General features: G+C 59.5%; 22 protein-coding genes. 8 read left to right on the top strand and 14 right to left on the bottom strand.

The window, feature by feature from the left end:
- The first annotated feature begins 2 nt into the window (after positions 1-2).
- Positions 3-1,823, top strand: a complete 1,821-nt coding sequence (locus BS627_RS16730) for a TRAP transporter large permease (RefSeq protein ID WP_077984300.1) — start codon at positions 3-5, stop codon at positions 1,821-1,823.
- Positions 1,824-1,839: 16 nt separating this feature from the next.
- On the top strand, positions 1,840-2,838 hold the full coding sequence (locus BS627_RS16725; RefSeq protein WP_077984299.1) for a TRAP transporter substrate-binding protein: 999 nt from the start codon (positions 1,840-1,842) through the stop codon (positions 2,836-2,838).
- A gap of 54 nt (positions 2,839-2,892) precedes the next feature.
- On the opposite strand, the gene BS627_RS16720 is transcribed toward BS627_RS16725, so the two are convergent.
- On the bottom strand, positions 2,893-4,404 hold the full coding sequence (locus tag BS627_RS16720; RefSeq protein WP_077984298.1) for an aldehyde dehydrogenase (NADP(+)): 1,512 nt from the start codon (positions 4,402-4,404) through the stop codon (positions 2,893-2,895).
- 245 nt (positions 4,405-4,649) lie between these two features.
- Between BS627_RS16720 and BS627_RS16715 the strand changes: the two genes are divergently transcribed.
- Positions 4,650-5,003 carry an antibiotic resistance protein VanZ gene (locus BS627_RS16715; RefSeq protein WP_162520325.1) on the top strand — a complete coding sequence of 118 codons (354 nt, stop codon included), beginning with the start codon at positions 4,650-4,652 and terminating at the stop codon, positions 5,001-5,003.
- Between the two features lie 27 nt (positions 5,004-5,030).
- Here the strand turns inward: BS627_RS16715 and uxuA are convergent, their stop codons facing one another.
- From uxuA to BS627_RS16680, 7 genes are all read right to left on the bottom strand, one after another.
- A complete protein-coding gene (gene uxuA / locus BS627_RS16710; RefSeq protein ID WP_077984296.1) occupies positions 5,031-6,239 on the bottom strand; it encodes a mannonate dehydratase in 1,209 nt (402 codons plus the stop codon).
- A gap of 16 nt (positions 6,240-6,255) precedes the next feature.
- Positions 6,256-7,302 (bottom strand): L-idonate 5-dehydrogenase, encoded by a 1,047-nt coding sequence (locus BS627_RS16705; RefSeq protein WP_077984295.1) that lies wholly within the window; start codon positions 7,300-7,302, stop codon positions 6,256-6,258.
- Positions 7,303-7,372: 70 nt separating this feature from the next.
- On the bottom strand, positions 7,373-8,779 hold the full coding sequence (locus tag BS627_RS16700; protein ID WP_077984294.1) for a TRAP transporter large permease: 1,407 nt from the start codon (positions 8,777-8,779) through the stop codon (positions 7,373-7,375).
- A gap of 3 nt (positions 8,780-8,782) precedes the next feature.
- Complete coding sequence (locus BS627_RS16695) at positions 8,783-9,358, bottom strand: TRAP transporter small permease (protein WP_077984293.1); 576 nt, start codon at positions 9,356-9,358, stop codon at positions 8,783-8,785.
- A 72-nt stretch (positions 9,359-9,430) separates the two neighbouring features.
- Positions 9,431-10,405: a sialic acid TRAP transporter substrate-binding protein SiaP gene (locus BS627_RS16690; RefSeq protein WP_077984292.1), complete on the bottom strand. Its 975-nt coding sequence runs from the start codon at positions 10,403-10,405 to the stop codon at positions 9,431-9,433.
- Between the two features lie 63 nt (positions 10,406-10,468).
- On the bottom strand, positions 10,469-11,185 hold the full coding sequence (locus BS627_RS16685) for a FadR/GntR family transcriptional regulator (RefSeq protein ID WP_077984291.1): 717 nt from the start codon (positions 11,183-11,185) through the stop codon (positions 10,469-10,471).
- Between the two features lie 137 nt (positions 11,186-11,322).
- Positions 11,323-12,009: an HAD family hydrolase gene (locus BS627_RS16680; protein WP_077984290.1), complete on the bottom strand. Its 687-nt coding sequence runs from the start codon at positions 12,007-12,009 to the stop codon at positions 11,323-11,325.
- A 407-nt stretch (positions 12,010-12,416) separates the two neighbouring features.
- Here BS627_RS16680 and minC point away from each other — a divergent pair, with 407 nt between their 5' ends.
- Genes minC through minE form a run of 3 tightly spaced genes read left to right on the top strand, consistent with a single transcriptional unit; the run spans position 12,417 to position 14,251 of the window.
- The gene (gene minC / locus BS627_RS16675) at positions 12,417-13,145 is read left to right on the top strand and encodes a septum site-determining protein MinC (RefSeq protein ID WP_162520324.1); all 729 of its coding nucleotides are present in this window, start codon (positions 12,417-12,419) and stop codon (positions 13,143-13,145) included.
- 33 nt (positions 13,146-13,178) lie between these two features.
- Positions 13,179-13,994, top strand: a complete 816-nt coding sequence (minD, locus tag BS627_RS16670) for a septum site-determining protein MinD (RefSeq protein ID WP_003506498.1) — start codon at positions 13,179-13,181, stop codon at positions 13,992-13,994.
- Positions 13,991-14,251: a cell division topological specificity factor MinE gene (minE, locus tag BS627_RS16665; protein ID WP_077984289.1), complete on the top strand. Its 261-nt coding sequence runs from the start codon at positions 13,991-13,993 to the stop codon at positions 14,249-14,251. The genes minD and minE overlap by 4 nt, the downstream gene beginning before the upstream one ends.
- Before the next feature lie 45 nt (positions 14,252-14,296).
- Here minE and BS627_RS16660 read toward each other — a convergent pair whose 3' ends face one another.
- The 3 genes from BS627_RS16660 to BS627_RS16650 form a co-directional block, all read right to left on the bottom strand.
- Positions 14,297-15,199, bottom strand: coding sequence for an amino acid ABC transporter substrate-binding protein (locus BS627_RS16660; protein ID WP_077984288.1), 903 nt, complete (start codon positions 15,197-15,199; stop codon positions 14,297-14,299).
- Between the two features lie 72 nt (positions 15,200-15,271).
- Entirely contained in the window at positions 15,272-16,165 is an 894-nt protein-coding gene (locus tag BS627_RS16655) for an amino acid ABC transporter substrate-binding protein (protein WP_077984287.1), read from the bottom strand.
- Between the two features lie 30 nt (positions 16,166-16,195).
- Entirely contained in the window at positions 16,196-18,514 is a 2,319-nt protein-coding gene (locus tag BS627_RS16650; protein WP_077984286.1) for a putative bifunctional diguanylate cyclase/phosphodiesterase, read from the bottom strand.
- A gap of 344 nt (positions 18,515-18,858) precedes the next feature.
- Between BS627_RS16650 and BS627_RS16645 the strand changes: the two genes are divergently transcribed.
- Positions 18,859-20,217: an amidase gene (locus BS627_RS16645; protein ID WP_077984285.1), complete on the top strand. Its 1,359-nt coding sequence runs from the start codon at positions 18,859-18,861 to the stop codon at positions 20,215-20,217.
- 45 nt (positions 20,218-20,262) lie between these two features.
- On the opposite strand, the gene BS627_RS16640 is transcribed toward BS627_RS16645, so the two are convergent.
- From BS627_RS16640 to BS627_RS16630, 3 genes are read right to left on the bottom strand one after another with little or no spacing between them, the layout of a single operon-like run.
- Positions 20,263-20,904, bottom strand: a complete 642-nt coding sequence (locus tag BS627_RS16640; RefSeq protein ID WP_077984284.1) for a ThuA domain-containing protein — start codon at positions 20,902-20,904, stop codon at positions 20,263-20,265.
- 17 nt (positions 20,905-20,921) lie between these two features.
- Positions 20,922-22,022 (bottom strand): Gfo/Idh/MocA family protein, encoded by a 1,101-nt coding sequence (locus tag BS627_RS16635; RefSeq protein ID WP_077984283.1) that lies wholly within the window; start codon positions 22,020-22,022, stop codon positions 20,922-20,924.
- A 52-nt stretch (positions 22,023-22,074) separates the two neighbouring features.
- On the bottom strand, positions 22,075-23,274 hold the full coding sequence (locus BS627_RS16630; RefSeq protein ID WP_077984282.1) for an ROK family transcriptional regulator: 1,200 nt from the start codon (positions 23,272-23,274) through the stop codon (positions 22,075-22,077).
- 193 nt (positions 23,275-23,467) lie between these two features.
- Between BS627_RS16630 and BS627_RS16625 the strand changes: the two genes are divergently transcribed.
- Positions 23,468-24,769: an ABC transporter substrate-binding protein gene (locus BS627_RS16625; protein ID WP_077984281.1), complete on the top strand. Its 1,302-nt coding sequence runs from the start codon at positions 23,468-23,470 to the stop codon at positions 24,767-24,769.
- Positions 24,770-24,803 lie beyond the last annotated feature (34 nt).

The following is a 24,803-nucleotide window of genomic DNA, read 5'->3' as shown; positions in this document are numbered from 1 at the left end:
GGATGGCGATACTGGAAAAACAGGGGCGCTATAGCTTCGAGAGGGTGGCCGCGGCAACTCTGTCGCGCTTCGACAGTGCGCTCGGTGCGGTTGCCGCCGCGCTTCTCGCCGCGCTTCTCGTGGTGGTTCTGGTCAATGTCATCCTGCGTTATCTCTTTCACACCGGCTTCATCGGTTCGGAAGATCTCGGCATATGGCTGAATGTCGCCATGATCGCGGTCGGCGCGCCGCTCAGCCTCAAAAGCGCGCTTGCCATGCGGCTCGATGTCTTCGTGCGGTTCCTTCCGCAACGATTTCGCGCGGCGACCGAAATTCTCGCCGATGCCTTTTCTTTCGTCGCCGCACTCATTCTTGTCTTCGGCGGTGTGCAGATCGCGGCGATGCTGGGCGGCACGTCGCCTACACTCGGCCTGCCGGAATGGGTGCGTTTCGGCTTTCTCGGTGCAGGCGGCGTGCTGATCCTTCTTTATCTGGCGCTTCAGCGTGTCAGCGAAGGCAAGGCGTTTGCCGTTCTCGCATCTCTCGCCATCGCTGCCGTCGCCTATGTCAGCCTGCCGCAACTCTTCATTGATACGAACCTGCCGCCGAGCCTGTTTCTGGCGTTGACGGCGGCTGCGGGGCTGGTGCTGGCCGCGCCGCTTGCCCACGCCTTCCTTACCGCCGCCTATGTGGCGATCGCCTTCGGCAGCACCTTGCCGGAGCCGGCCATCGTTTCGTCGACGGTAACCGGCATGTCGAAATTCCTGCTGCTTGCCGTTCCTTTCTTCCTGCTGGCAGGGAGCCTGCTGACGATATCCGGTGTTGCCAGTCAGCTCGTCCGTTTCGCTGCCTCCGTCGTCGGTCATCGCCGGGCAGGTCTGGCGCAGACGACGCTTCTGACCAGCGTGCTGTTTTCCGGCGCATCCGGCTCATCTGTCGCCAATGCTGCCTTCGGCGCGTCCACCTTCCAGCCGGAACTCGTCAAACACGGCTATCCGCCGGCGCAGGCCGGCGCGATCATCGCCGCCACCTCCGTGCTGGACAATGTCATTCCGCCCTCCATCGCTTTTCTCATCCTTGCCACGGCCACCAATCTTTCGGTCGGTTCGCTGCTGGTCGGCGGCTTCTTCGCCGGCGGGCTGATGGCAGCCTGCCTCGGCGTGGCGATCCATTTCAGCGTGCGCAGCGACGATACCTTGCCGCGCGCGACGGAGGCTGAGCGCTGGCGCTCGGCTGTCGCCGCCATACCAGCCTTCGGTCTTGGCGTCATTGTGGTAGTCGGTATTCGCATCGGCATCGTCACCACCACGGAAGCCGCCGCCCTTGCCGCACTTTATACGCTGCTTCTCGGCTTCGGTTACCGACTGGGCGCGGGCCGCATTTTCGCGACCTTTCGCCAGTCGGCGGGTGAGGCGGCGGCCATCGGTCTTCTGATCGGCACGGCGGGGCCTTTTGCCTTCCTGCTGGCGGTCGACAATGTCTCCGGCCTCGTCACGGACTTCGTCACTTTGCTCGGCGGCAGCAAGATCGCGGTGCTTCTGCTCTCCAACCTCATTCTGCTTGTCGTCGGTCTGGTGCTGGATATTGGTGCTGCCATCCTGCTGTTCGGGCCGATCCTGCTGCCTGCTGCCGTTGCGGCCGGCATCGATCCCATCCATTTCGGTGTCATTCTTGTGGTCAATCTGATGATCCATGGCCTGACGCCGCCGCTCGGGATGCTTATCTTCGTGGTCAGCGGCGTCACCCGCATTCCGGCGACAGCGCTTTTCCGGGCGGTCATTCCCTATCTCGTCGCGCTTCTCGTCGCCCTTGCCATGTTATGTGTCTGGGCCATAGTCTTCTAAGTCAGGGGTTTTCGTCATGACCTTTATCGACCGCCGTCATTTCCTCAAACTCTCCGCTCTCGGCGTCGCGACGCTTGCCGCACCTGGTCTGGTGCGCCCGGCGCATGCCAGAACCCGCAGCCTCACGGTTGCGTCGTTATTTGCCGACGACAAGCCGGAGACGAAAATCTGGGTCAGGATCAGCCAGCTGGTGGAGGCGAAATTGCCTGGCCGTTTCCGTTTCAACATCGTCAAAAGCGGTGCTCTGGGTGGTGAGAAGGAAGTGGCGGAAAACATTCGCCTCGGTTCGGTTCAGGCCAGCCTCTCCACCGTCTCTTCCCTGTCAGGCTGGGTGCCGGAACTGCAGATCCTCGATCTGCCTTTCCTGTTCCGTAATAGTGAGCATGTGCGCAAGGTGGTGACGGGCGAGACCGGCGAAGAGCTGAAGGCAAAACTTGCCGCGCAGCAATTCATTGCCGCCGATTTCATCAATTACGGTGCTCGCCATCTTCTGGCGAAGGAGCCTGTGACCCGCGCGGAACAGTTGAAGGGTAAGAAAATCCGCGTCATCCAGAGCCCGCTGCACACCAGATTGTGGAGCGCCTTCGGCACCACGCCGGTCGGTATTCCGATCACCGAGACCTATAATGCGCTGGCGACCGGTGTGGCCGACGCCATGGACCTCACCAAGTCCGCCTATGCCGGCTTCAAGCTTTACGAAGTCGTTCCCTATATGACGGAAACAGGCCATATATGGGCCTCGGGTGTCGTCTATTACGGCGCGACCTTCTGGAACCAGCTGGATGACGAAGAAAAGAAGGTTCTTTCGGAAGCCTCCAGCGAGGGCGCACAATATTTCAACCAGCTGATTGTCGAAGACGAAACGAAGTCCGTTGAGCTAGCGCTCTCCAAGGGCGGCAAGGTGCTGCAGCCGGAAGCACTGGATGAATGGCTCAAGGGTGCGCAGGATGTGTGGCGGGATTTTGCCGGAACAGTCGGCGGCATCGACAAGATCAAGGCTATCCAGTCAGCCTGAGATTGCTGGATCGAAAATGAAAGGGGAAGGCGCGGAAGCGCCTTCCCCTTGTTGCTAGCGGATATCCTCAGGCAGAACGTCCGAAGGGATGTTCTGGTAGGAAACCGGGCGCATGAAACGACGGATCGACATGGTGCCGACCGAAGTTGCGCCGAAGTTCGTGGAAGCCGGGTAGGGGCCGCCGTGAACCATGGCTTCGGAGACTTCAACGCCGGTCGGGAAGCCGTTGGCGAGAACGCGGCCGGCCTTGCGCTCGAGGATCGGCAGCAGCTTGCGGCCGAGTTCGGCGTCACCTGCGTCGAGATGCAGGGTGGCGGTCAGCTGACCTTCGAAGCTCTTGGCCACTTCAAGCATTTCCTCGGTGCTATCAACCGTCACGATCAGGCCGAGGGGTCCGAAGACCTCTTCTGCAAGTGCATGGTTGGCAACCCAATCCTTGCCCGAAACGCGGAACAGGTAAGGCGTCGCATTGCGCAGGTTGCAGGTGGTGGTCAGAACGTCGCGCACGCCGTTGCCGGCAGCGATGCGGTCGCGGCCATCACGATAGGCGGCAGCGATGCCGTCGGTCAACATGACCTGCGGGCCAACTTCGGAAAGTGCCGCACGGGCAGTCTCGGCAACCGCATCCGCCTGCTCGGAGAGAATGACGGCAATGCCCGGGTTGGTGCAGAACTGGCCCGCACCCATGGTGAGCGAACCGGCCCAGCCCTTGGCAATGGCTTCGCCGCGGTTGGCAACCGCTTCCGGCAGCAGGAACATCGGGTTGACCGAACCCAGCTCTCCGAAGAAGGGGATCGGCTCGGGGCGCTGGGCGCAGAGATCGAACAGCGCGCGGCCGCCGGCGAGCGAACCGGTGAAGCCGACCGCCTTGATGCGCGGATGCTGAACAAGAGCGGAACCGACATCGCGGCGGCCGCCCTGGATCAGCGAGAAAACGCCGGGATGCAGATTGTGCTTCTTGACGGCGGCGAGAACCGCTTCGGCAACGATTTCACCGGTGCCGGGATGGGCGGAGTGGCCCTTGACGACGACGGGGCAACCGGCAGCCAGAGCCGCTGCGGTGTCACCACCGGCCGTGGAGAAGGCGAGCGGGAAGTTCGACGCGCCGAAAACGGCGACAGGTCCGATCGGGCGCTGCATCAGGCGGATATCCGGGCGCGGCAGCGGCTGGCGATCCGGCAGCGCTTCGTCGTGGCGACGGTCGAGATAGTCGCCCTTGCGGATATGCGACGCGAAAAGACGCAACTGGCCAACAGTGCGGCCACGCTCGCCCTGCAGGCGTCCGGCGGGCAGACCAGTTTCGGACGAGCCGATTTCTGTGATGGCGTCGGCGCGGGCTTCAATCTCATCGGCGATGGTATCGAGGAATGCGGCGCGTTCTTCGCGGGTGGTGTAACCATAGCTCCAGAAGGCGTCTTCGGCTGCTTCACAGGCTGCATTCACCAGATCGACGGTGCCGACCGAAAAATCGAAAGCTTCGCCATGTGCAGGCTCGCTGCGGAATTTTGCTTCCGTTGCGACCCATTCTCCTGCAACCAGATGTTTGCCGTGCGGCTTGAAACTCATTGTGCTCTTCCCTGAAAATCTGATCCTGTGTGGAAAATCCACCCGACACCGTGACGTTGCACCGAAAGGCGACGGCATAAAACGCCATCAGCCGCGATCCTCGCCCGGTTGCCATCTGCCTTAGCCCGTGTGGGGCCTGAGCGAAAGCCGGTTTTTCAACTATCTGACCAAAAAGTGTGATTAATGGGGCGAAGCGTGAAAAAGACCCGCTTCCGTTTACACGTACGGCGCTTTATTGTGACGTCATGATGACAAATAGATTTCCGAAATATGTCGCCTGGTCGGTTCTTCTGCTGATCTTGATCGTTACAGTTTGCCCTATCGGTTTTCGTCCGCACACGCTGACGACGGTGGGCCTGGACCGCGCCGCGGCCTTCGCCTTCTGTTCTGCCGCTTTCGTGCTCGCCTATCCGCGTTACTGGCTGGCGATTATCGTGGCAGGCATTGCGGCGGCTTTCGGTATCGAGGCGCTGCAATTCCTCTCGCCCACCCGCCATCCGCATCTGATGGACGCTATCGTGAAAGCCGCCGGCGTCATTGCCGGCGGGCTCACGACTTTTTCCTACCTGCTGTTCAGGGCGCGGCTGGCTGCAGGCTGACGGAACGCCTACAGCCGGGAACATTGTTCAGCGTGTCCCACCCGCCAGCCCGAAATGGCTGTGCGATAACGTGCGTTCGATACCACGCAGCTCAGCCAACCCCTTCAGCCGGCCAATGGCGGGGTAACCGGGTTGTGCGCCGCGCGTCAGGTCATCGAGGATTTCCTGACCGTGATCGGGCCGCATCGGAATGGTGTGGTCTTCGCGGCCCTCAGCCCGGCGGCGCGCTTCTTCGGTGAGGAGTGCCGCGATGACGGCGACCATGTCGGTTCCGCCTTCCAGATGTTCATCCTCGAAGAAGGAGCACGGCACGGTGTCGGTGTCGCGCGTCACGTTGCGCAGATGCACGAAATGGATGCGATCTGCAAAACGGCTGGCGATGAAAGGCAGGTCGTTATCCGCCCGCGCGCCCAGAGAACCGGTGCAGAGCGTCACGCCATTGGCGCGGCTGTCGATCTGCAAGAGCATATGGGCGTAGTCGGCTTCGGTGGAGAGAATACGCGGCAGGCCGAGCAGCGGCCACGGCGGATCGTCGCCATGGGCGCAAATGTTGATGCCCACCTCTTCGGCAACCGGCGTCACGTCCGAGAGAAAGTCGATGAGGTTCTGTTGCAGCCTTTCGCGGTCGATGCCGTGATAGGACCGCAGTTTTTCCAGTAGCTGGGTGAGCGTATAACCATCCGCCGAGCCGGGTAGACCCGCGCCGATATTGCGCCCGAGCGCGGCGATCTTCGTATCCGGCATCTCGGCAAAACGTTTTGCCGCTTCCTCCAGCAGCCAGTCCGGATAATCGGCCTTTGCGTCAGGGCGCTTCAGGATGTGGATATCAAAGGCGGCGAAATCGGGAAGATCGAAACGCATCGCCTTTGCGCCGTGCCTTGTTTCCCAGCGCAGGTCGGTGCGGGTCCAGTCCAGCACCGGCATAAAATTATAACAAACGGTGCGGATGCCGGAGGCGGAGAGGCGGTGCAGCGTTTCCTGCCAGTTGGCGATATGGTTTTTCCAGTCGCCGGTCTGGGTCTTGATATCCTCGGAAACCGGCACGCTTTCCACCACGTCCCAATAAAGCCCACCCGCCTTGATTGCTTCATGTCGTTTGGTGATTTCGTCCACCGGCCAGACATCGCCGGTGGGGATGTGATGCAGCGCGCTGACGATGCCTTCCGCGCCCGCCTGAGCCGCATCCTGAACCGTGACCTTGTCGACCGGACCGAACCAACGCCATGTATGTCTCATCTTTGATCCTCAAATGTCAGTCTGCGGAAAACGTCAGCTGCACCTTGCAGGCGGCGGAGCGGTCCCCGGCCTGTTCGAATGCCGCTTTCGCCTCACCAAGCGGGAAGCTGTGGGAAATGATCGGCCGCACGTCGATTTTGCGGGTGGAAATGAGCCCGGTGGCAATGGCGAATTCGTCATGGAAACGCTGCGAGCCGCGCCAGACGATCTCTTTGCCCACCAGCGCATTGAGCGGAATGGTGATGTCGCCGGTCACACCCACCTGCACGATGGTGCCGCGGGGGCGCACGCAGGCGAAGGCGCTGCGGAGCGCGGGACCGGCGGCGGAGCAATCGAAAATGACGTCGAAATAACCCCTGTGGTCCTGATAGGGTAAAAGTGCATCGGGGTCGCTTGCGACATTGATGGTGCGGTCGGCACCCATGGCGGGGGCCCGCTCCAGTGCCGCATCGGTGAGATCGGTCGCGACGATGATGCCGGCACCCGCCTGGCGGGCGGCGGCTATGGTGAGGAGGCCGATGGGACCGGCGCCGGTCACCAGTACCTTCGCACCGGCCAGATCACCCGCCTGTGCGACAGCGTGCAGGCAAACGGCAAGCGGCTCGGTACAGGCGGCCTCGGCGGGCGAGGTGGCGTTCAAAAATGTCGCGCACTGTTTTGCCGGAACCACCAGCCTGTCGCGGAACATGCCCTGCTCATGCGGCAGGCGCATGGCGCTGCCCATGAAGCGCATGTCGAGGCAGTGGATCGGCTGGCCCTTCAGGCAGAACTGGCAATGGCCGCAGGGTTGGGAAGGGTTTACGGCGACGAGTTGGCCGATCGCAAGCTCGCTGACGCCTTCTCCCAGTGCCTGCACATGGCCGGATGCCTCATGGCCGCAGATGATCGGCTCGCGCACGCGCACCGGGCCGAAACCGCCATCCTGGTAATAGTGCAGATCGGAGCCGCAGATGCCGCCTGCCGCCATGGCAAGCAGCACTTCTCCGGGGCCGGGGCGCGCAACGTCCTGCGTTTCGACGCGGATATCTTCACGGGAATATAGACGTGCCACGCGTGTCTGCATGACGTAATCCTCTTGGGTGCACTCATATTGGAGAAACTGCGCGGCAACAGGCCGCGCAGGGCTTGCTTGATCAGCGGATGAGGCCGAGCTGGGTGGGTAGCCACAGCGTAATCGCAGGAATGAAGGTGATCAGTGCCAGCGCCACGAGAAGCGGGATCATCCAGGGCAGAATGGCAAGCGTTGTGCGCTCCACCGACATTTTCGAAATACGTGACAATACGAACAACACCATGCCGACCGGAGGGGTCAGAAGACCGATCATCAGGTTCAGCGTGACGATGAGACCGAGATGGACGGGATCGATGCCGTAGCGGGCCGCGACCGGCATCAGGATCGGCACGAGGATGCTGATGGCGGCAATGGTGTCGAGAAAGGCGCCGACGATAAGGAGCAGGATGTTGACGATGATCAGGAAAGTCCACCAGTTGTCCGTCATCGAGAACATGAAGTCGGAGAACAGCTGCGCCGCCTGGCTTACCGTCAGCAGCCATGCGAAAATTGACGCCGCCGTGACGATGAAGAGCACGGAAGCCGTCGTCTCCACCGTGTCGAAGCTGGCCTTCGCCAATGTCCTGAACGTCATGGTGCGGTAACGCACCAGCCCGAGGAACAGCGACCACAGCACCGCAGCGACCGCCGCTTCGGTTGGCGTGAACCAGCCCATGGTCATGCCACCGATCAGAAGCACCGGCGTCATCAGCGCCATCACGGCGGAAAAGTCGTAGTACCAGTCGAGAGCGACAAGTACGGCAAGGCCTAAGAGAACCGCAATGTTGATCGACAGCCCCGCAAGGATCATCAGATAGATAGCGACCGGGAAGCTGAAGACAATCACTATTTCCATGGAGGCTGAGAGCAGCTGCTTCAATTCGAACGGCGTGTCGGACCCCCAACCCTTTCGTTTTGCAAAAATATAAACGGTCACCATCATCAGCACGGTCATGACGACGCCGGGGATGATACCGGCCATGAACAATGCGCCGATCGAGGCGTTGGCCATCATGCCGTAGATGACGAAAGGGAGTGATGGCGGAAAGATCGGGCCGAGCGTTGCGGAAGCCGCGGTGACGCCAACGGCCGCATCAACGGGATAACCATGATCTTTCATGGCCTTGATCTCGATGGTGCCGATGCCCGCCGCGTCCGCAAGTGCCGTACCCGACATGCCTGAAAAAACCACAGAGCCGATGATATTGACCTGCGCCAGGCCGCCCTTCATCCATCCGACGAGCGCCAGCGCGAAGCGATAAATGCGGCTCGTCACCCCGGCGATGTTCATCAGATTACCGGCGAGGATGAAGAAGGGAACGGCGATGAGCGGAAAACTTTCGACGCCGGCAATCATGCGCTGGGCTGCGATGATATCGGGGGCAACACCATAAAGCACAAGATAAAGCAGCGAGCTGACGGCCATCGACACGGCGACGGGCGTACCGATAATGAGAAGCAGAAGAAATGAACCGATAAGCAGGAGCATGGCCTAAATTCCCTGTGTGCTGACGGCTTCCTGAGCCTTTTCACGCACGGTTTTTTTGCCGGTGATGTCCTTGATGAAATTGTGCAGGGCACGCAGGAACATCAGCGCGAAAGCGGCGAAAACGGTATAAAAGACGATACCGCGCGGCAGATCGACGGTGACCATGCGCTCATCGCCGACGATTTCCAGATAACGCCACATCAGCCAGGTGATATAGGCGAAAAAACCAATGGTGATGAGATCAACGATCAGTTCAAGAAACCGCCCAACGGCTTTCGGCACGAAGCGGTAGATCAGGTCGACGTGAATATGGCGGAACATGCGCACGCACATGACCGAGCCGAGGAAGACGACGACGACGAGGCAATTGGCGGCAATCTCCTCCGTCCAAGCGAAACTGTCGTTCAACACGTAACGGGTGAAGAATTGCAGGAAAACACAAAGGCCCATGCCCCAGAAGACGGCAAGCGTTATCCAGTCTTCCACCGCATAGGGTGAAAGATCGACAGGGCTGTTTTCTTCCTCGAAGGCATGCGCCATTTCTTCCACGCTGACGGGCGCGTGCTGCTTGTCAGTCATTGGCTGGAACTCCAGTGGGTCTTGGTCGGCGATATCCCGACGCCGGAAATGGCGCCGGGATAGGCTCAAACATCACTTGATGGCGCGGATGGCTTCCCAGTCGGCCTTTTCGTAACCGAAATCTTCAAGCTTCACCTTTTCGACCACGTTTTTCTCGAAGTCAGCCTTGTCGACGTCCGCGACGGTGATGCCTTTCGATTTGAACTCATCAACGAGCGCCTTTTCACGGGCTTCGATTGTCTTCGTCGTGCGGGCCGCGGCTTCCTGCATCACTTCAGTGAAGATTTTCTTGTCCTCATCCGAGAGGCTCGCCCAACGTGTCTTGGAAACCAGCGTGTTGAGATGGTCAACGATATGACCGGTCAGAACGATGTTCTTCTGCACCTCGTAGAACTTCTTCGCCTCGATTGTCGTCAGCGGGTTTTCCTGAGCCTCGACGGTGCCGTTCTGAAGCGCCAGATAAACTTCCGCAAAGGCGATCGGCGTCGTATTGGCGCCGCAGGCGCGCGGCATGGCCAGATAGGCAGGCACATCGGGAACGCGCATTTTCAGCCCTGCCATGTCGGCGCATTTTTCAATCGGCCGGTTGGAGGTTGTATGACGCGTGCCATAATAGCTGACGGCGACGATGTGGTTGCCGGTCTTGTCCTCGTAACCTTTCGCGAGCTTCTTGAAGACATCGCTCTTGGTATAGGCGATCAGATGGCTCGGATCGCGGAAGATATAAGGAAAGTAAGTGACGCCGATCGGCTTGTAGTCACGCGCCGCGAAGCTCGATCCGGAAATGATGATATCGACGGTGCCGAGTTTCAGGCCCTGGTTGATATCTGCTTCCTTGCCAAGCTGCGACGCCGGAAACACATCGATCTTGTAGCGGCCGTCCGTGCGTTTGGCGATCTCTTCCGCAGCCCAGACCGAATCCGTGTGGAACGGCTCGGAGGTTTCGTAGACATGTGCCCATTTGAGCGCGGTCTGCGCCTGCGCCGCGAGCGCGGAAAGCAGGATGGCGGCTGTTGCACCCATCAAAGTCGACAATCTGATTTTCATTCTTAACTCCTCCCGAATTAAAGCCAGATTTCTCATTTTTCCCGTCGCCGGTCGCGGCGGCGGTCATTCTTCTCCGATCGTTTCCTCCCCGAAACTTTCGGAAAATCTCTTTTGCGACAGCATCAGATGCTGCCGCATCGCCTCACGCGCGCCTTCCGGGTCGTTGGCGGCAATAGCGTCGCGGATTGCGCGGTGTTCCTGAACGGCAAGGTTCCATGTATGCGGCCCCTCGAAATAGCTGGCGAGCTTTTCGAAAAAGGGTGACAGGCTGCGCTCGTCATATATCAGGCCGGTAAAGCGATTGAGTGCCGAATTGCCGATGATATCGGCGATGGCGGTGTGGAAGGCCCTGTCGAAATTGAGTGCCTGTGGCGAGTTGTCGAGCGCGCCGGCCATGCGTTCGATGATATCATCGAGCTTGGCGATGCATTCCGGCTTGGCAAGCCTTGCCGCTTCCTCCGCAATTGCGCTTTCGATGATGCAGCGCGCCTGCAGGATTTCGAATGGCCCATGCGCATCCGGCACCGGTGGCTTTTCCTTGGCCTGCTTGCCGGCTGCGCTGACATAAACGCCCGAACCCATGCGGATATGGATATGGCCTTCCACTTCCAGAACGATAAGCGCTTCGCGGACCGTCGGCCGCGATACGCCGAAGCGTTCGGCAAGATCCCGTTCCGCCGGCAGGCGCTGGCCTTCGGTCAGTTCCCCACTTTCGATGAGCAAACGAATTTGTTCCGCGACCAACCGGTAAAGGCGGCGCGGCTCAAGAGCCACAAACATGATATCCTCCCAGCGCGAAGGTCTCCCCCCATTCGCGCAAGCGGTAAGATGGTCTTACCAATTTCATTAGGGCGCATTTATGCCGGGCTGTCAATTAGCCGCTTTGCAAAAGTCTGCTGTTATATGGAAATGGCTTTTCAGGCTTTATTGCTCGTCAGCCTTAGGTTGCGGTTCTCCCCGATGACCGCGCTCACCTCGCCATATCCGCCAATGGAAAGATGAGAGGTTTCCATCGGGTGGGAGTGGGTGACGTTAATCACCACGACCGCAGCCCCCATTCGTTCTCCAGCCTCAATGCCTGCGGGTGCGTCCTCGAAGACAACGCACATTTCCGGGGCGACACCCAACCTATCAGCGGCCTTGCGGTAACCTTCAGGATCGGGCTTGCCGTTGACCACATCGTCTGCACAGATCATGACGGCCGGAGGGGTGATGCCCGCGGCGGCAAGCCGGCGTTCAGCCAATTCGCGCACAGCCGAGGTGACGATGGCCCATTTACTTGCCGGTAAGGTCGCAAGAAATTCTGCCGCACCCGGTATCTGGATGATGCCATCCACATCGTCCATTTCGGCACGTAATATCATGTCAGCTTCTGCGTCGATATCAAGGCCGGGAACCGCTTCGCGACGGATGACCTCGGAGGCGCGCATGCCGTGAATGCGCTGAAGAAAGGCGTCTGGCTCGATGCCATTCGCGACGGCCCATTCCCGCCAGACGCGCTCGACGACGGCGATCGAATTGACGAGCGTTCCATCCATGTCGAACAGGAAGGCCCCAAAGTCTTGCGAAAATATACGGTTCTGCTGGGGGACTTTGCTGTGCATCTCATTCTTCCGTTGAAACTGTCGGGGCAGCCCGTGTCTATCTTATATGGAGACTTAACGGAATCGATTTTCCGAAGGAGTGGTCGATGAAGGCGTAAGGGAAGGTAGGCGACGTTGTATCAGAATCGGGCAACCATGATTCCGCTAAAACACGCGGCGGGCGCGGGCTCGGTCCAGAACACGCCCGACATGACCCCAAGTCAGCCTCCTGCAAGGATGGCATGTCATCATGAGCGTTCATAGGGTTCAGAATGTTGTGTAATCAAAGGGGTGGCACGGTTTTTGAAAGTTCCTTTAAAAGAAATTCACAAGGGAATTTTCTTAACGCTTTCGTCCATTTAGGTGTGGCGTTAACCATTTGTTAACCATATTCGAGGTACCTAATTGTCAACGATTTGTTTACCAAGATGACCAAAGTGCTAACAGACCAGCGTTCGATCCGTATCAAAGGCCGCTCCTTCCTCGCAGTCGTGCTGTCTCCCGAATCTCCGGTCGATCAATGGCTGGAAAGGCTGGATGATCTTGCCGCCCGTTCGGCGGGCTTCTTCCTCTCGCGTCCGGTGGTCCTGGATGTGTCGGAGCTGTCGCTCGACAAGGCGGGGCTGAAGGAGCTGCTGGCGGCGCTGACGGAGCGCAATGTCGGCATCATGGGTATTGAGGGCGTTCGCCCCTCGATGATCGAGCCGGGCATGCCGCCGTCGCTGAAGGGCGGAAAGCCCGCTTCCGATGTCGAGGTTGAGCCGGTCGCCATCGCCGCCGAGTTGCCGGAGGAAAAGCCGCGCGCTGCCGGAGAGGTCAGGGCCGTGGTGCAGTCGCTGGTCATCAACGAGCCGGTTCGCTCCGGCCAGTCGATCATGTTTCCCGAGGGCGACGTGACGGTCATCGGCTCGGTCGCCTCGGGGGCGGAAATCATCGCTGGCGGCTCGGTGCATATTTACGGCGCCCTGCGCGGTCGCGCCATGGCCGGTTCGCTTGGAAATGTTTCGGCGCGCATCTTTTGCCGCAAGCTGGAGGCGGAGCTTCTGGCCATCGACGGGGTCTACAAGGTTGCCGAAGACATTGACGACAAGCTACGCGGCCAGCCCGTTCAGCTCTGGCTGGAAAACGATACGATCAAGGCCGCAAAGCTCGGCTGATAATATAGAAACGAACAGGAACAGGAGAGCCGTATGGGGAAGGTAGTCGTTGTAACTTCCGGCAAGGGCGGGGTTGGCAAGACCACCTCGACCGCAGCGCTTGGCGCCGCACTGGCGCAGAATAAAGAGAAGGTCGTGGTCGTCGATTTCGATGTCGGCCTGCGCAACCTCGATCTCGTCATGGGTGCTGAACGCCGGGTGGTTTACGATCTCGTCAACGTCATCCAGGGCGATGCCAAGCTGACGCAGGCGCTGATCCGCGACAAGCGCCTCGAGACGCTTTTCCTGCTGCCCGCCTCGCAGACCCGCGACAAGGACAATTTGACGCCGGAAGGTGTCGAGTGGGTCATCAACGAGCTGAAGAAACATTTCGACTGGGTGATCTGCGACAGCCCGGCCGGTATCGAACGCGGCGCGACGCTGGCCATGCGCCATGCGGATGTGGCCGTCGTCGTCACCAATCCGGAAGTCTCCTCGGTGCGTGACAGCGACCGCATCATCGGCCTGCTTGATTCCAAGACGCTGAAGGCCGAGCGCGGCGAGCGCATGGAGAAACACCTGCTTCTGACGCGTTACGATGCTTCCCGCGCCGAGCGCGGCGACATGCTGAAGGTCGATGACGTTCTGGAAATCCTTTCCATTCCGCTGCTCGGCATCATTCCCGAAAGCACGGATGTGCTGCGAGCCTCGAACGTCGGTGCGCCCGTCACGCTGGCGGACGCCCGCTGCGCGCCGGCTATGGCCTATTTCGACGCCGCTCGCCGTCTGTCCGGCGAGGATATTCCGGTGGTCATCCCGGGTGAGAAGCGTGGCATCTTCTCCAAGATCTTCGCAAGGAGGGCTGCATGAGCATCTTCAGCCTCTTCCGCAAACAGAAGTCGGCACCGCTTGCGCGCGAGCGTCTGCAGGTGCTGCTCGCTCACGAAAGGGCGTCATCGGGCTCCGATCTCGTCGCCATTCTTAGGGAAGAAATTCTCGCCGTCATCGCCAAACATGTGCAGATCGACAATGACCGGGTGCATGTGAAGATGGATCGCGACGAGCATGTCTCCATTCTGGAGATCGATGTCGAAATCCCGCTCGGCGCTGACCTGCGCGCTGCCTGAAGACATTTTACCAAAGACGGATGCCGCCCGCCTCCGGGCGGCTTTTTATTCCGCTGTCGTGTCGACGGGGTTGCGAAAGGTTTCCTCCAGGTCATCTGGCAGCGGGCGTTTCAGGTTTATCCCGTTCGGCGGGATCGGCGTGTTGAACCATTTGTCGTAGATTTTTTCGATTTCGCCGCTGGCATAGATTTTGCCGAGCGCCTCATTGACGGCGTCGCGGAAGCCGGTATCGCCGTGGCGGAGCATCAGGCCATAGGGCTGCGGCGGGGCGAGATATTCGTCCGAGATGACGTAGTCTTCGGGCTTGCCGGTTTCGGCAACGAAGGATCGCAGAAGTATATCGTCCATGACGAATGCCGAGGCGCGGTTTTCCGTCACCATGTCGAAACTGCCTTCCGTGCTGTCATTTTGCAAAACCGCGACGTTCAGACCCAATTTGCGATTGAGCACGTTGAGTTGGGTGATGTTGATGGTTCCCGTCGTCACCACCACCGTTCGCCCGGCAAGATCGGCGACAGTGTTCAGGCCGCTCGATTTCAGCGCCACATAACGGGTGCCGGTGATGAAGTGGCTATAGGAGAACCACACGGCCTTGCGCCTTTCTTCCGTATTCGTGCTCGCCACGCATTCCATGTCCATCGTGCCGTCATTGAGAAGCATGATGCGGTTGCTGGGCGTGCGTTTGACGAACTCGACCTTCAGTTCAGGCAGGCCGAGCTTTTTCTTGATGGAATCCGCCACCCTCAGGCACAGTTCTATGCTATAACCGATAGGCTCCGTCCCGGCGCCGAGATAGGAGAAAGGGATGTTGCGATCGGCATAACCGAGCTTGATCGTGCCGGTTCTGGCGATAGTTTCAAGTGTCGGCGGTTGGGCGTCCTCGCTCACCGCCTGAGCGGGAAGAAGACTTGAAAAAACCAGCATAAGCCATAATGTCGATCTCTGCATCGCGCATCTCCAGTCAAAATAATCCGTCAAAACATTTTCATGAAAATCGATACGGGTTGGCGCCTTGCGCGCTCAGTCCTGGTATTCGCTCGGATGTTCGTACGCCTGTTTCAGAGAGGCGGCCATCGGCAGGTTCAGGTTCATGCCGTTTGGGGGAATGGGCTTGGTGAACCACTTTTCATAAAGGCCATGAATGACCGGCCCGGTGAAAATGTGCCGAAGGCTTTCATTGACCGCCGCCTTGAAATCCGGGTCGTTGCGGCGGAAAACCAGGCCATAAGGTTCGGGTGCGCTCAGCGTTTCCTCGGAAAGCGCATAGAGGTCCGGATTCTCTGACGTTGCCGCCAGCGCCGCAAGCAATATGCCATCCATGACAAAGGCGGAAGCCTTGCCGGAAACCACGAGTTCGAAGGCCTCCTCATTGGTTTTCGTCGGCATAACAGAGATATTGAGGTTCTTCGCCCGGTTCACGGCGTTGAGTTGCTCGATATTGACGGTGCCGGAGGAGGATGTGACGGACCGCCCGGCGAGATCGGCAAGGCTTTTCAGATTGTCCTGCTTGCGGGAGAGAAATTGCGTTGCGGTCATGAAGTTGGGATAGGAGAAATCCACGATCTTGCGGCGTTCGCTATTGTTGGTCGTGGCCGCGCATTCAATATCGATCTGCCCGCTGCGGACAAGGATGAAACGGGTCGCGGGCGTCGCCTTGACGTATTCGAGTTCAATCCTGTCGAGCTTCAGCTTCTTGCGAATATCTTCGCTGATCGCCCGACAAAGATCGGTCGAGAAGCCGGTGACCTCACCATTCGGCAATTGATAGGAAAAGGGCGGTTCGGCCTCGCGATAGCCGATGCGGATCTTTGCGGTTTTGGCAATTTGCTGAAGCGTATCGCCTCCGCCTGCTGCCTGAAGGGGCATGATGGGAACAAGGCATGCGAGGAAAAGGCAAAATACTGAAAGACGCATTTCATGTCCTCTGGGCCGGGAGCCGGTTTCTCAAATGGCTTTTTGTGGTGGGCAATAGGTTTCCTGTGTCGGCAGACCGGGATCGCCGAATTCATCCTGCGCGATCGAAGCTATGACGGCGCGGTTCTTCAAAATACGGGCAAGCGGGGCGGGCTCGGCAAAATAATAGCCCTGCGCTTCGTCGCAGCCGGAAAGCTTAAGCGCTTCCACCTGCTCCCTGTTTTCAACGCCCTCGGCGGTAACCTTCAGGCCGATCTGTTCAGCCATGTCGATGACGGTGTTGACAATGGCGGAACACATGGGATTGGACGGCAGGCCGGAGACGAATTCCCGGTCGATCTTTATCTTGTCGAAGGCGACATGGGTCAGCGTGCTGAGCCCCGCATATCCGGTGCCAAAATCGTCGAGCGCGAGGCGCACGCCCCTTTCCTTCAGCAGTTTCAGGATCCGCGTGCTGTTGTCGCGCTCCAGCATGACCGTTTCCGTGACTTCCAGTTCAAGCCGTTCCGCCGGTAAGCCGGATGTTTCAAGCGCCCGGTCCACTATCGGGACGATGTCGTCATTGCTGAGCTGAACGGCGGAAAGATTGACAGCCAGCCTGATATCCTTTGGCCATGTCATGGCATCCATGCAGGCTTGTCCCAGAACCCATTCACCCAACGGCTTGATGAAGTTGTTTTCTTCGGCAAGCGCAATGAAGCGGTCCGGTGCGATGAGGCCAAGCTTGCTATGCCGCCAGCGGGCCAGCGCTTCATAGGCAACGATGCGACCGCTCTGCAGATTGACGACCGGCTGGTAATGCAGCTCGAATTCCTGGTTTTCGAGCGCCGATTTCATGTCGATTTCCAGCGCATGCTTGTGCTGCGCCGCCATGTCCATGCCGGGCTCGTAAAAGACGAAATAGCCGCAGCCCATGGATTTCGCCCGGTAAAGGCCGAGATCTGCATGTTGCAGAAGCTGCGTGGCGGATGTGCCGTGGCCCGGAGCGCAGGCAATGCCGATGCTGGTGTCGATGCTGATATCGCTGCCTTCCAGACTGAAGCTGCGCGAGACGGCATGCACTACCCGCGCGGCCAGCATCGCCGCATCGCTCTCGCAGTCGGCATTTGCCGATTGGATGATCGCGAATTCGTCGCCGCCGAGACGGCTTACCATGTCGTTTTCACCAAGTACGGCGGAAATCCGCGAGGCCACCGCCACCAGCAGGGAATCGCCGGCGGCGTGGCCCAGCGTGTCATTGACGGCCTTGAAGCGGTCCAGATCGAGCAGCATGACATTGAACGGCTGGCCTGACGCGGCAAGCTGTTCGAGACGGTTTTCCAGCGTCTTCATCAGCAGGACGCGATTGGGCAGCCCGGTCAGCGCATCGTGATGGGCCATATGCTCCAGCTGCTGCGCCATATCGCGAATCTGCCGCAGGCGTCCGCGTTCCAGAACCGCCTCGCGCAACGTTTCAATGGCGGTAGCCATGTCGCCGATTTCGTCCCGCCGCTCCTGAAATGGCGTGGCGACATCCGTTTCCTCGCGGGCGATCCGAAGCGTCGCCTGCACCAGCGCCGGGACCGGTTTGAGGAAATGCCGGGCGATGACGGTCACAAGTGCGCCGGTGACGGTCAAGACCACGATCAGGGCGGCGAGCGAATTATAGATCAGCTTGCGCTGCGCGCCATAAAGCGCGTCCGAGCCGCCAATGCTGACGGCGACCGCGCCGATGGGTTTCTTCGTTTCCGTGCTGATGATCGGCAGCAGGCCGATATAATGGCTGGATTCGCCGATGGTCGCAAAACCGGTGGAAAAACGCGCGGCGACCGCATCGCGGGAAAAGATGGGATCGGTCGCGAGCGGCTTTTCATCGTCGTCCGTGGCGTTGTCGAAGGCCGCCGCGATCTGCCGGAAGCCGGAATCCGCCTCGTCATAACGGAAAAGCCAGACGGCATTCTTGGTCTGTGCGCCGATAAGCGCGAGAACGTCGCTGGGGTTGAAGCCGGTGACGAGAATGGATTCGTCGTCGCCGATGGGTTTGTCGGTCAATATGCCGTTGACCTGCCCGTCGGCATCGGCGGTAACGCTGACATAGGTGTAGATGCTGCGAAGCGTGGCGCTGGCGATCTGCGAATTGACGCGGGCCTGGTTGAGCCATTGCTCGCTGGCGGCGGCGACGAACATATACCAGCCGACAAGCGCGCCGATGCTATAGGAAAAAATCACGCCGCCAAGGAATATCAGGGTTATCTTGCTGGCGAGCGAGCGCCGTCGCGAAAACCGGCCTGGTTCCGGCTGCGTTGGCGAGCGAAGCGTGTGGCCCGGTTCAACCTGTCTATCTGTCCCGCGATAGGCAGTCTCTTCCATTCGCGATAGTCCCCCGCGATGTCGCGTTATAATTGTTTTATGGAATTTTATAGGGCATGCATTTCAATGCTGTCTGCTAAATAATTCAACAAAGTTTAGATGCGATTAAGAATTAATCCCTCTTTTTTATAGTCGTAGCTTATATAAGAGGTGTTGCTCTTGCACCTTAGGTTGAAAAAATCGGGGGATAGAGATGAGCCGTTAAGGATAAACTCCAAAATTCTGCGATCTCCGCCAAGTTTCCCGATCCGGTATGTCTGTCATCGATAGCGCAGCGATTGGCCTTGCCAACTGGCCGATAAACGGCATCTTGTGCGCAACATGCCGCTTTCAGGAAAGATATCATGGCTCATAAAGGCAAAAACATCGCGCAGCTTTCCGTTCTCCTCCAGAGCGGCCACCTCGATCCGCGTGTCCTGGTGGAAGAGACGCTGGATGCGATCGGCGGAAGGGAAGATCAGGCCGTTTTTGTCGAGTTGACGGCAGCACGGGCGATGTCGGAGGCGGAAGACGCGGCAAAACGAATTGGTGAGGGTCGTTCTAGTGGTGTGCTCGATGGTATTCCGGTGGCCTGGAAGGACCTCTTTGACCTTGAAGGCATGGCGACCACGGCCGGCTCGACGGTGCTCGCGGACGATAAGCCTGCGTCTCGTGACGCGGATGTGGTGACGTCGCTAAAACAGGCGGGCATGATCTGCATCGGCCGCACCAATATGAGCGAGTTCGCGTTTTCCGGTCTCGGCATTAATCCGCATTACGGCACGCCGCGCAATCCTGCTTCCACGGATGGTCACCGTCTGCCGGGCGGCTCTTCGTCGGGTGCGGGCGTCGCCGTGGCTGCCGGCCTGGTGCCGGTGGCGATCGGCACTGATACCGGCGGATCGGTGCGTATTCCCGCCGCTTTCAACGGCGTGGTCGGTTACAAGGCGAGCCGCGGCCGTTATTCGATGCGCGGCGTTTATCCCTTGGCGAAAAGCCTCGATTCGCTCGGGCCACTCACGCACACCGTACAGGATGCCGTTTGGGTGGATGCCGCCATGCGCGGTAAGGCGGTTGCCGATCTCACACGCACGCCTCTTTCCCGCCTGGCGCTGGTGGTGCCGGAAACGGTCTTTTTCGAAGGCATTGAAGATGGCGTGGCTACCGCCTTCGAGCAGGCGGTGGAACGTCTTGTCCGCGCCGGTGCTTCGGTGCGGCGGCAGGCAATTCCCATTTTTTCGGAGTTGTTCGATCTTATCAGGGAAAAGGGCGCGTTGGTGACGGCGGAAGCCTTTGCCCTGCACAAGATACGGCTGGAAGGTGCGGATGCGGCGCACATGGACCCGCGCGTGGTTGCGCGAACGAAGCTCGGGGCGAATATTTCCATGCCTGATTATATCGCTATCAACGAGGCGCGCGAACGCATGACGGCGGCGTTTACCAACATGATCGACCGGCAGGAGCTGCTGGTATCGCCGACATTGCCGCACGTCGCGGCCAAGGTTGCGCCGCTTCTCGATGATGACGATGCCTTTTTCGCCATGAATGCGAAAACTCTGCGCAACACCCAGATCGGCAATTTTTTCGATCTCTGCGGCGTTTCCATCCCCTGCGGAAAGGGCGATGCGGGCATGCCGGTTGGCCTGTTGCTTTCCGGTCTCCATGACACGGATGACCATGTGCTAGGCGCGGCGATGGCGGCGGAAGAGATTATTCGCGGCTGAGGAAAGGAAAAGGCGGCCTTGTTTGGCCGCCTCTCAACGTATGCTTCAACGCGCCGCCCAGTTGGCGCCGCGGCGGAACATGGTTTTCATCTGCGGCACGGAAAACTCCTTGGCCTGATGGCCGAGCGCGGAATAAAAGACGCGGCCCTTGCCGTATTTGCGTTTCCAGACCACCGGCATGACCACACCGTCGATCCACCAGGCATGGTCGCCGGTGAACTTGGTTGTCGCCAACACCTCGTTGGAGGGGTCGACATGCATGTAATATTGCTCCGACGTATAGGGGAAATCGGAAATCCCCTCCATCAGCGGGTCGTCGGGGCGGGTGATGTTGACATGGTAGTCGATGATATTGCCGGGATGAGCGACCCATTGTCCGCCGATCATGAACTGATATTCCACGCATTCGCGAAAACTGTCGCCCGCACCGCCATGGAAACCGGCAATGCCGACGCCGTTTTCGACGGCGGTCGTCAGGTTCTTGATTTCTTCCTTCTCGATCTTCGACATGGTGACAATAGGTACAACAAGGCTCAGATCATGCACCGAAGGATCTGCAAAAGCCTCCGTTGAGTGCTCCACATAGACCTTGAAGCCATCCTCTTCCAGAATGTCCTTGACGATGGTGGCGCATTCCTGCGGTTCGTGGCCGCTCCAGCCGCCCCAGACGATGAGTGCTTCGCGCATTTATTTCCTCCTCGGGATTATTTGCCGAGCTGGCCGTCGACCAGCGATGTTTCAAGCGGAGCAGGGCGCTCCGCCTTGGTGGTGATGGAAACGGTGGTGCCGCTGTCCGATGCCGTCTGGAAGGCTTCCATCACCTCCAGCACATGCAGGGCAAGATCGCCATTGGCGCGGTGCGGGCGGTTCTCGCGGATGGCATGGGCCATGTCCGCCACGCCGATGGACCGGTAATTGCCGTCGGCATAGGGGGACGACAGCGCCTGCGGCTCGAACTCGCCGCCCTTTTTCAGCAATTGCACCTCGCCGCCGAAATGGTTGGGATCGGGCACGATCAGCGTGCCTTCCGTGCCGTAGAGTTCCAGCGGTACATGTTTGTGGCCGGCTACATCGAAGCTCATGCCGACCTGAACCACAGCGCCATTTTCGAAAGCGAGCACGCCGGAGACATGGGTGGCGACATGAACGGGAATTTTTTCGCCATTCTTCGGCTCGCTGGTGATGAGGCGCTCATTGCGTGGCGCAATGGCAAAGCCTGCCACCTTGGCGACCGGGCCGAACAGGTTGACGAGATCGGTGATGTAATAGGGTCCCATATCCAGCATTGGCCCGCCGCCAACCTCGTAATAGAAGGCGGGGTTCGGGTGCCAGCGTTCATGGCCGGGGCACATGAAAGTGGCCGTTCCGCCGACTGGCTGACCAAGTACGCCATCGTCGATCAGCCGGCGTGCCGTCTGGTGGCCGCCACCGAGGAATGTATCCGGGGCCGAGCCGATACGCAGGCCCTTTGCTTTTGCGGCATCTGCAAGCCGTTTACCTTCAGCGAAATTGATGCCGAGCGGTTTTTCCGAATAGGCGTGTTTGCCGGCGTCCAGCGTCCGCAGTCCCACCTCCACATGCGCCTTGGGGATCGTCAGGTTAACGATGATTTCCACCGAGGGGTCAGAAAGAAGCGCGTCTACGCTTGTTGCCGGAAGGCCAAATTCTGCGGCGCGGGTTTTCGCCACCTCCTCGTTCATATCCGCGAGACCGCGAATGTCGAGAATGGGAAACGACGCCATGGCCTTGAGATAGGCGCTGGAAATATTGCCGCAGCCTATGATGCCGATGCCGACCTTGTTCATATGATTCCTCCCGTAAATTAGAAATGCCTGGGCCTGTGCTCAAAATAGCGGGTTAGAGCGCCGGTCCCGTGGTGTTCCATGGCGATTCGTAAAGCTCGTAGAGCGCAACGGCCGCAGCGCCCTGCGCCCATAATTCGTCGCTCGCAACGTCGAAAACCAGCTCCGCGACACCGGCCAGCGAGGGCGGCACGGCGGCGTTGTAGCTGTCGCGAATGCTGGCGATGAAGGGTTCGCCGAGTTCGAGGCTGGAGCCGGTGATGATGACACGCGGCGGCGCAAACAGCGTGACGATATTGGCAAGCGTCAGGCCGAGCGCTGCGCCGGCGCGCGAAGCGGCCGCGATGAGGTCGTTGTCTTCCGCCGCAATCAATGCATGGGCATGCTGCATGCCGCGACCGAGCCGGATCGCCTCGGCAAAGCGCCCATCCGCCGGGCGGGAGCCTAAAATGGCGTTCTCGCCTGCCTGGCTCGCGAGCCGCACCGTGCCTTCACTGGCAAGACCGATGACGAGGTCGCCGAGATTGTGGCTGAGGCCACCGGCACCGCGAAACAGCTGGTTTTGATGCAGCACGCCAAGCCCAAGCGTCTGTTCGAGCGAAATCAGCACCATGTCTTCGAGATCACGCGCGTGGCCGAACCAGTGATGGGCGAGCGTAATGGCGTGGGCATCGCTTTCGATGATGGTCGGCGAATTCAGCCGCGCCGTCATTTCCTCGGCGAAATTGACGTTCACCTCCCGCAGGATCGGGCTGCTGCGGATTTTGCCGGTGCGATGTTCGATGACGCCGGGCAGGCCAAGACAGACCATGTCCACATCTTCGAGTGAAAGACCCGCATCGACCACACAGCGCCGTACTCCGTCTTCAACGAGATCGGCGATAACGCCGATCGGCTGGCGATCGACACGGATTGGAAGAGCGAGGGTGGAAAGGACGTTGCCGCAAAAATCGGTGACGACGAAAACCATACGGTTGGCGGCTATCTTTGCCCCCACGACGCGAGCGGCATCCGGGTTCAGCTCCAGCATCACGCGCGGTCTTCCGCGTCCACCTTCCGTCCTGATGTCGCCGAGATGGCGGGTGAGAATCAGCCCATCATCCAGAAGAGAAGCGGTGATGGCGGAAACGGTCGTCGTGGAAAGCTGGGTGCGTTCGCTGATCTCCACCCTGGAAATCGGTCCATGCCGGCGGATGCTGTCGAGCACGCTCAGCCTGTTGATCGCGCGCATCAATTCTGGGTCTGCGGTCTTCATGGGGTCCTGCTGCGATCAATGCCGTTGCCTCCCGATTTATATCGGAATACGGATTAAATAACGGGGTGAGGGTGGGGTATGTCAAGCGCCAAGCGCAAAAAATCGGCATTGTGCCTTGACAATGAGCGAACCCTGATATGAATTAATCCGCATCGGGGAATAAATGAGGATATCCCCAGGGAGGATCACCATCATGACGATTTGGCACGCAGGCGCAAGCCTGAGCGGCAAGCTCGTAAGCTTTGCCACAACGACAAGTATTGCTCTCATGCTCGGCGCAACAAGCGCCTCGGCCGCGACGGTCGTAAAATGGATGCATGTGGAACTGGACCCGAAATCCGTGGCCGTCTGGGAGGAGATCGCCAAGGAATACGAGGCCAAGCACCCCGATGTCGACATCCAACTGCAGTTCCTCGAAAACGAGGCCTTCAAGGCGAAGTTGCCGACGCTGCTGCAATCCAACGACGTGCCCGACTTCTTTTACAGCTGGGGCGGCGGCGTCCTTGAGGAGCAGTCTAAGACTGGTGCGCTGAAGGATCTGACCGAGGTTTTCGATGCCGATGGCGGCAAACTGCGCCAGGCCTATAATGCGTCTGCAATCGACGGCCTGTCCTTTGACGGCAAGGTCTGGGCCGTGCCTTATCGTGTCAGCCTTGTCAGCTTCTTTTATAACAAGGAACTGTTCGCCAAGGCAGGTGTGAAGGCCGAGGATATCAAGACCTGGGCGGATTTCAGCGCAACCGTCAAGAAGATCAAGGACGCGGGCATCGTGCCGATTGCCGGCGGCGGCGGAGAAAAATGGCCGATCCATTTCTACTGGAGCTACCTCGTCATGCGCAATGGCGGGCAGGCCGTGTTTGATGCCGCCCGCAAGGGCGAAGGCGAAGGCTTCATGGACCCTGCCATCATCAAGGCGGGTGAGCAGCTGGCCGAGTTCGGCAAGCTTGAACCTTTCCAGCCCGGTTATCTCGGCTCCACCTGGCCGCAGGCGCTCGGCGTCTTTGGTGACGGCAAGGCTGCAATCATTCTCGGCTTCGACAATACCGAAGCGAACCAGCGCAAGAATGCCGGCGACGGTAAGGGTCTGGCCCCTGAAAACATCGGGCGCTTTGCCTTCCCGGTTGTCGAAGGCGGTGCCGGCAAGGCCACCGATACGCTGGGCGGCCTGAACGGTTGGGCGGTCACCAAGAATGCGTCCAAGGAAGCGATCGATTTCGCCACTTTCCTCACCAGCAAGGAAAGCGAAGAGAAGATGGCGACCGCCGGTATGATCCTGCCGGTCGCCACGGGTGCAGCCGGTGCGGTGAAGAACCCGCTGTTGGCGGATTCGGCCAAGCAGCTCGCCGCCTCCACCTGGCACCAGAACTTCTTCGATCAGACGCTCGGCGCCGCCGTCGGCCGCGTCGTCAATGATATTTCGGTCGAGATCGTATCCGGCCAGATGACCGCCGAAGAAGGTGCCCAGCAGATTCAGGACGCATTCGAGCTGCGCTGATCTGACGATTTCCATGGCAGCGCCGCGAATGTGC

Source organism: Agrobacterium salinitolerans (genome assembly GCF_002008225.1).
In the GTDB taxonomy this organism is placed as follows: domain Bacteria; phylum Pseudomonadota; class Alphaproteobacteria; order Rhizobiales; family Rhizobiaceae; genus Agrobacterium; species Agrobacterium salinitolerans.
This window is presented reverse-complemented; position numbering and strand designations above follow the sequence as displayed.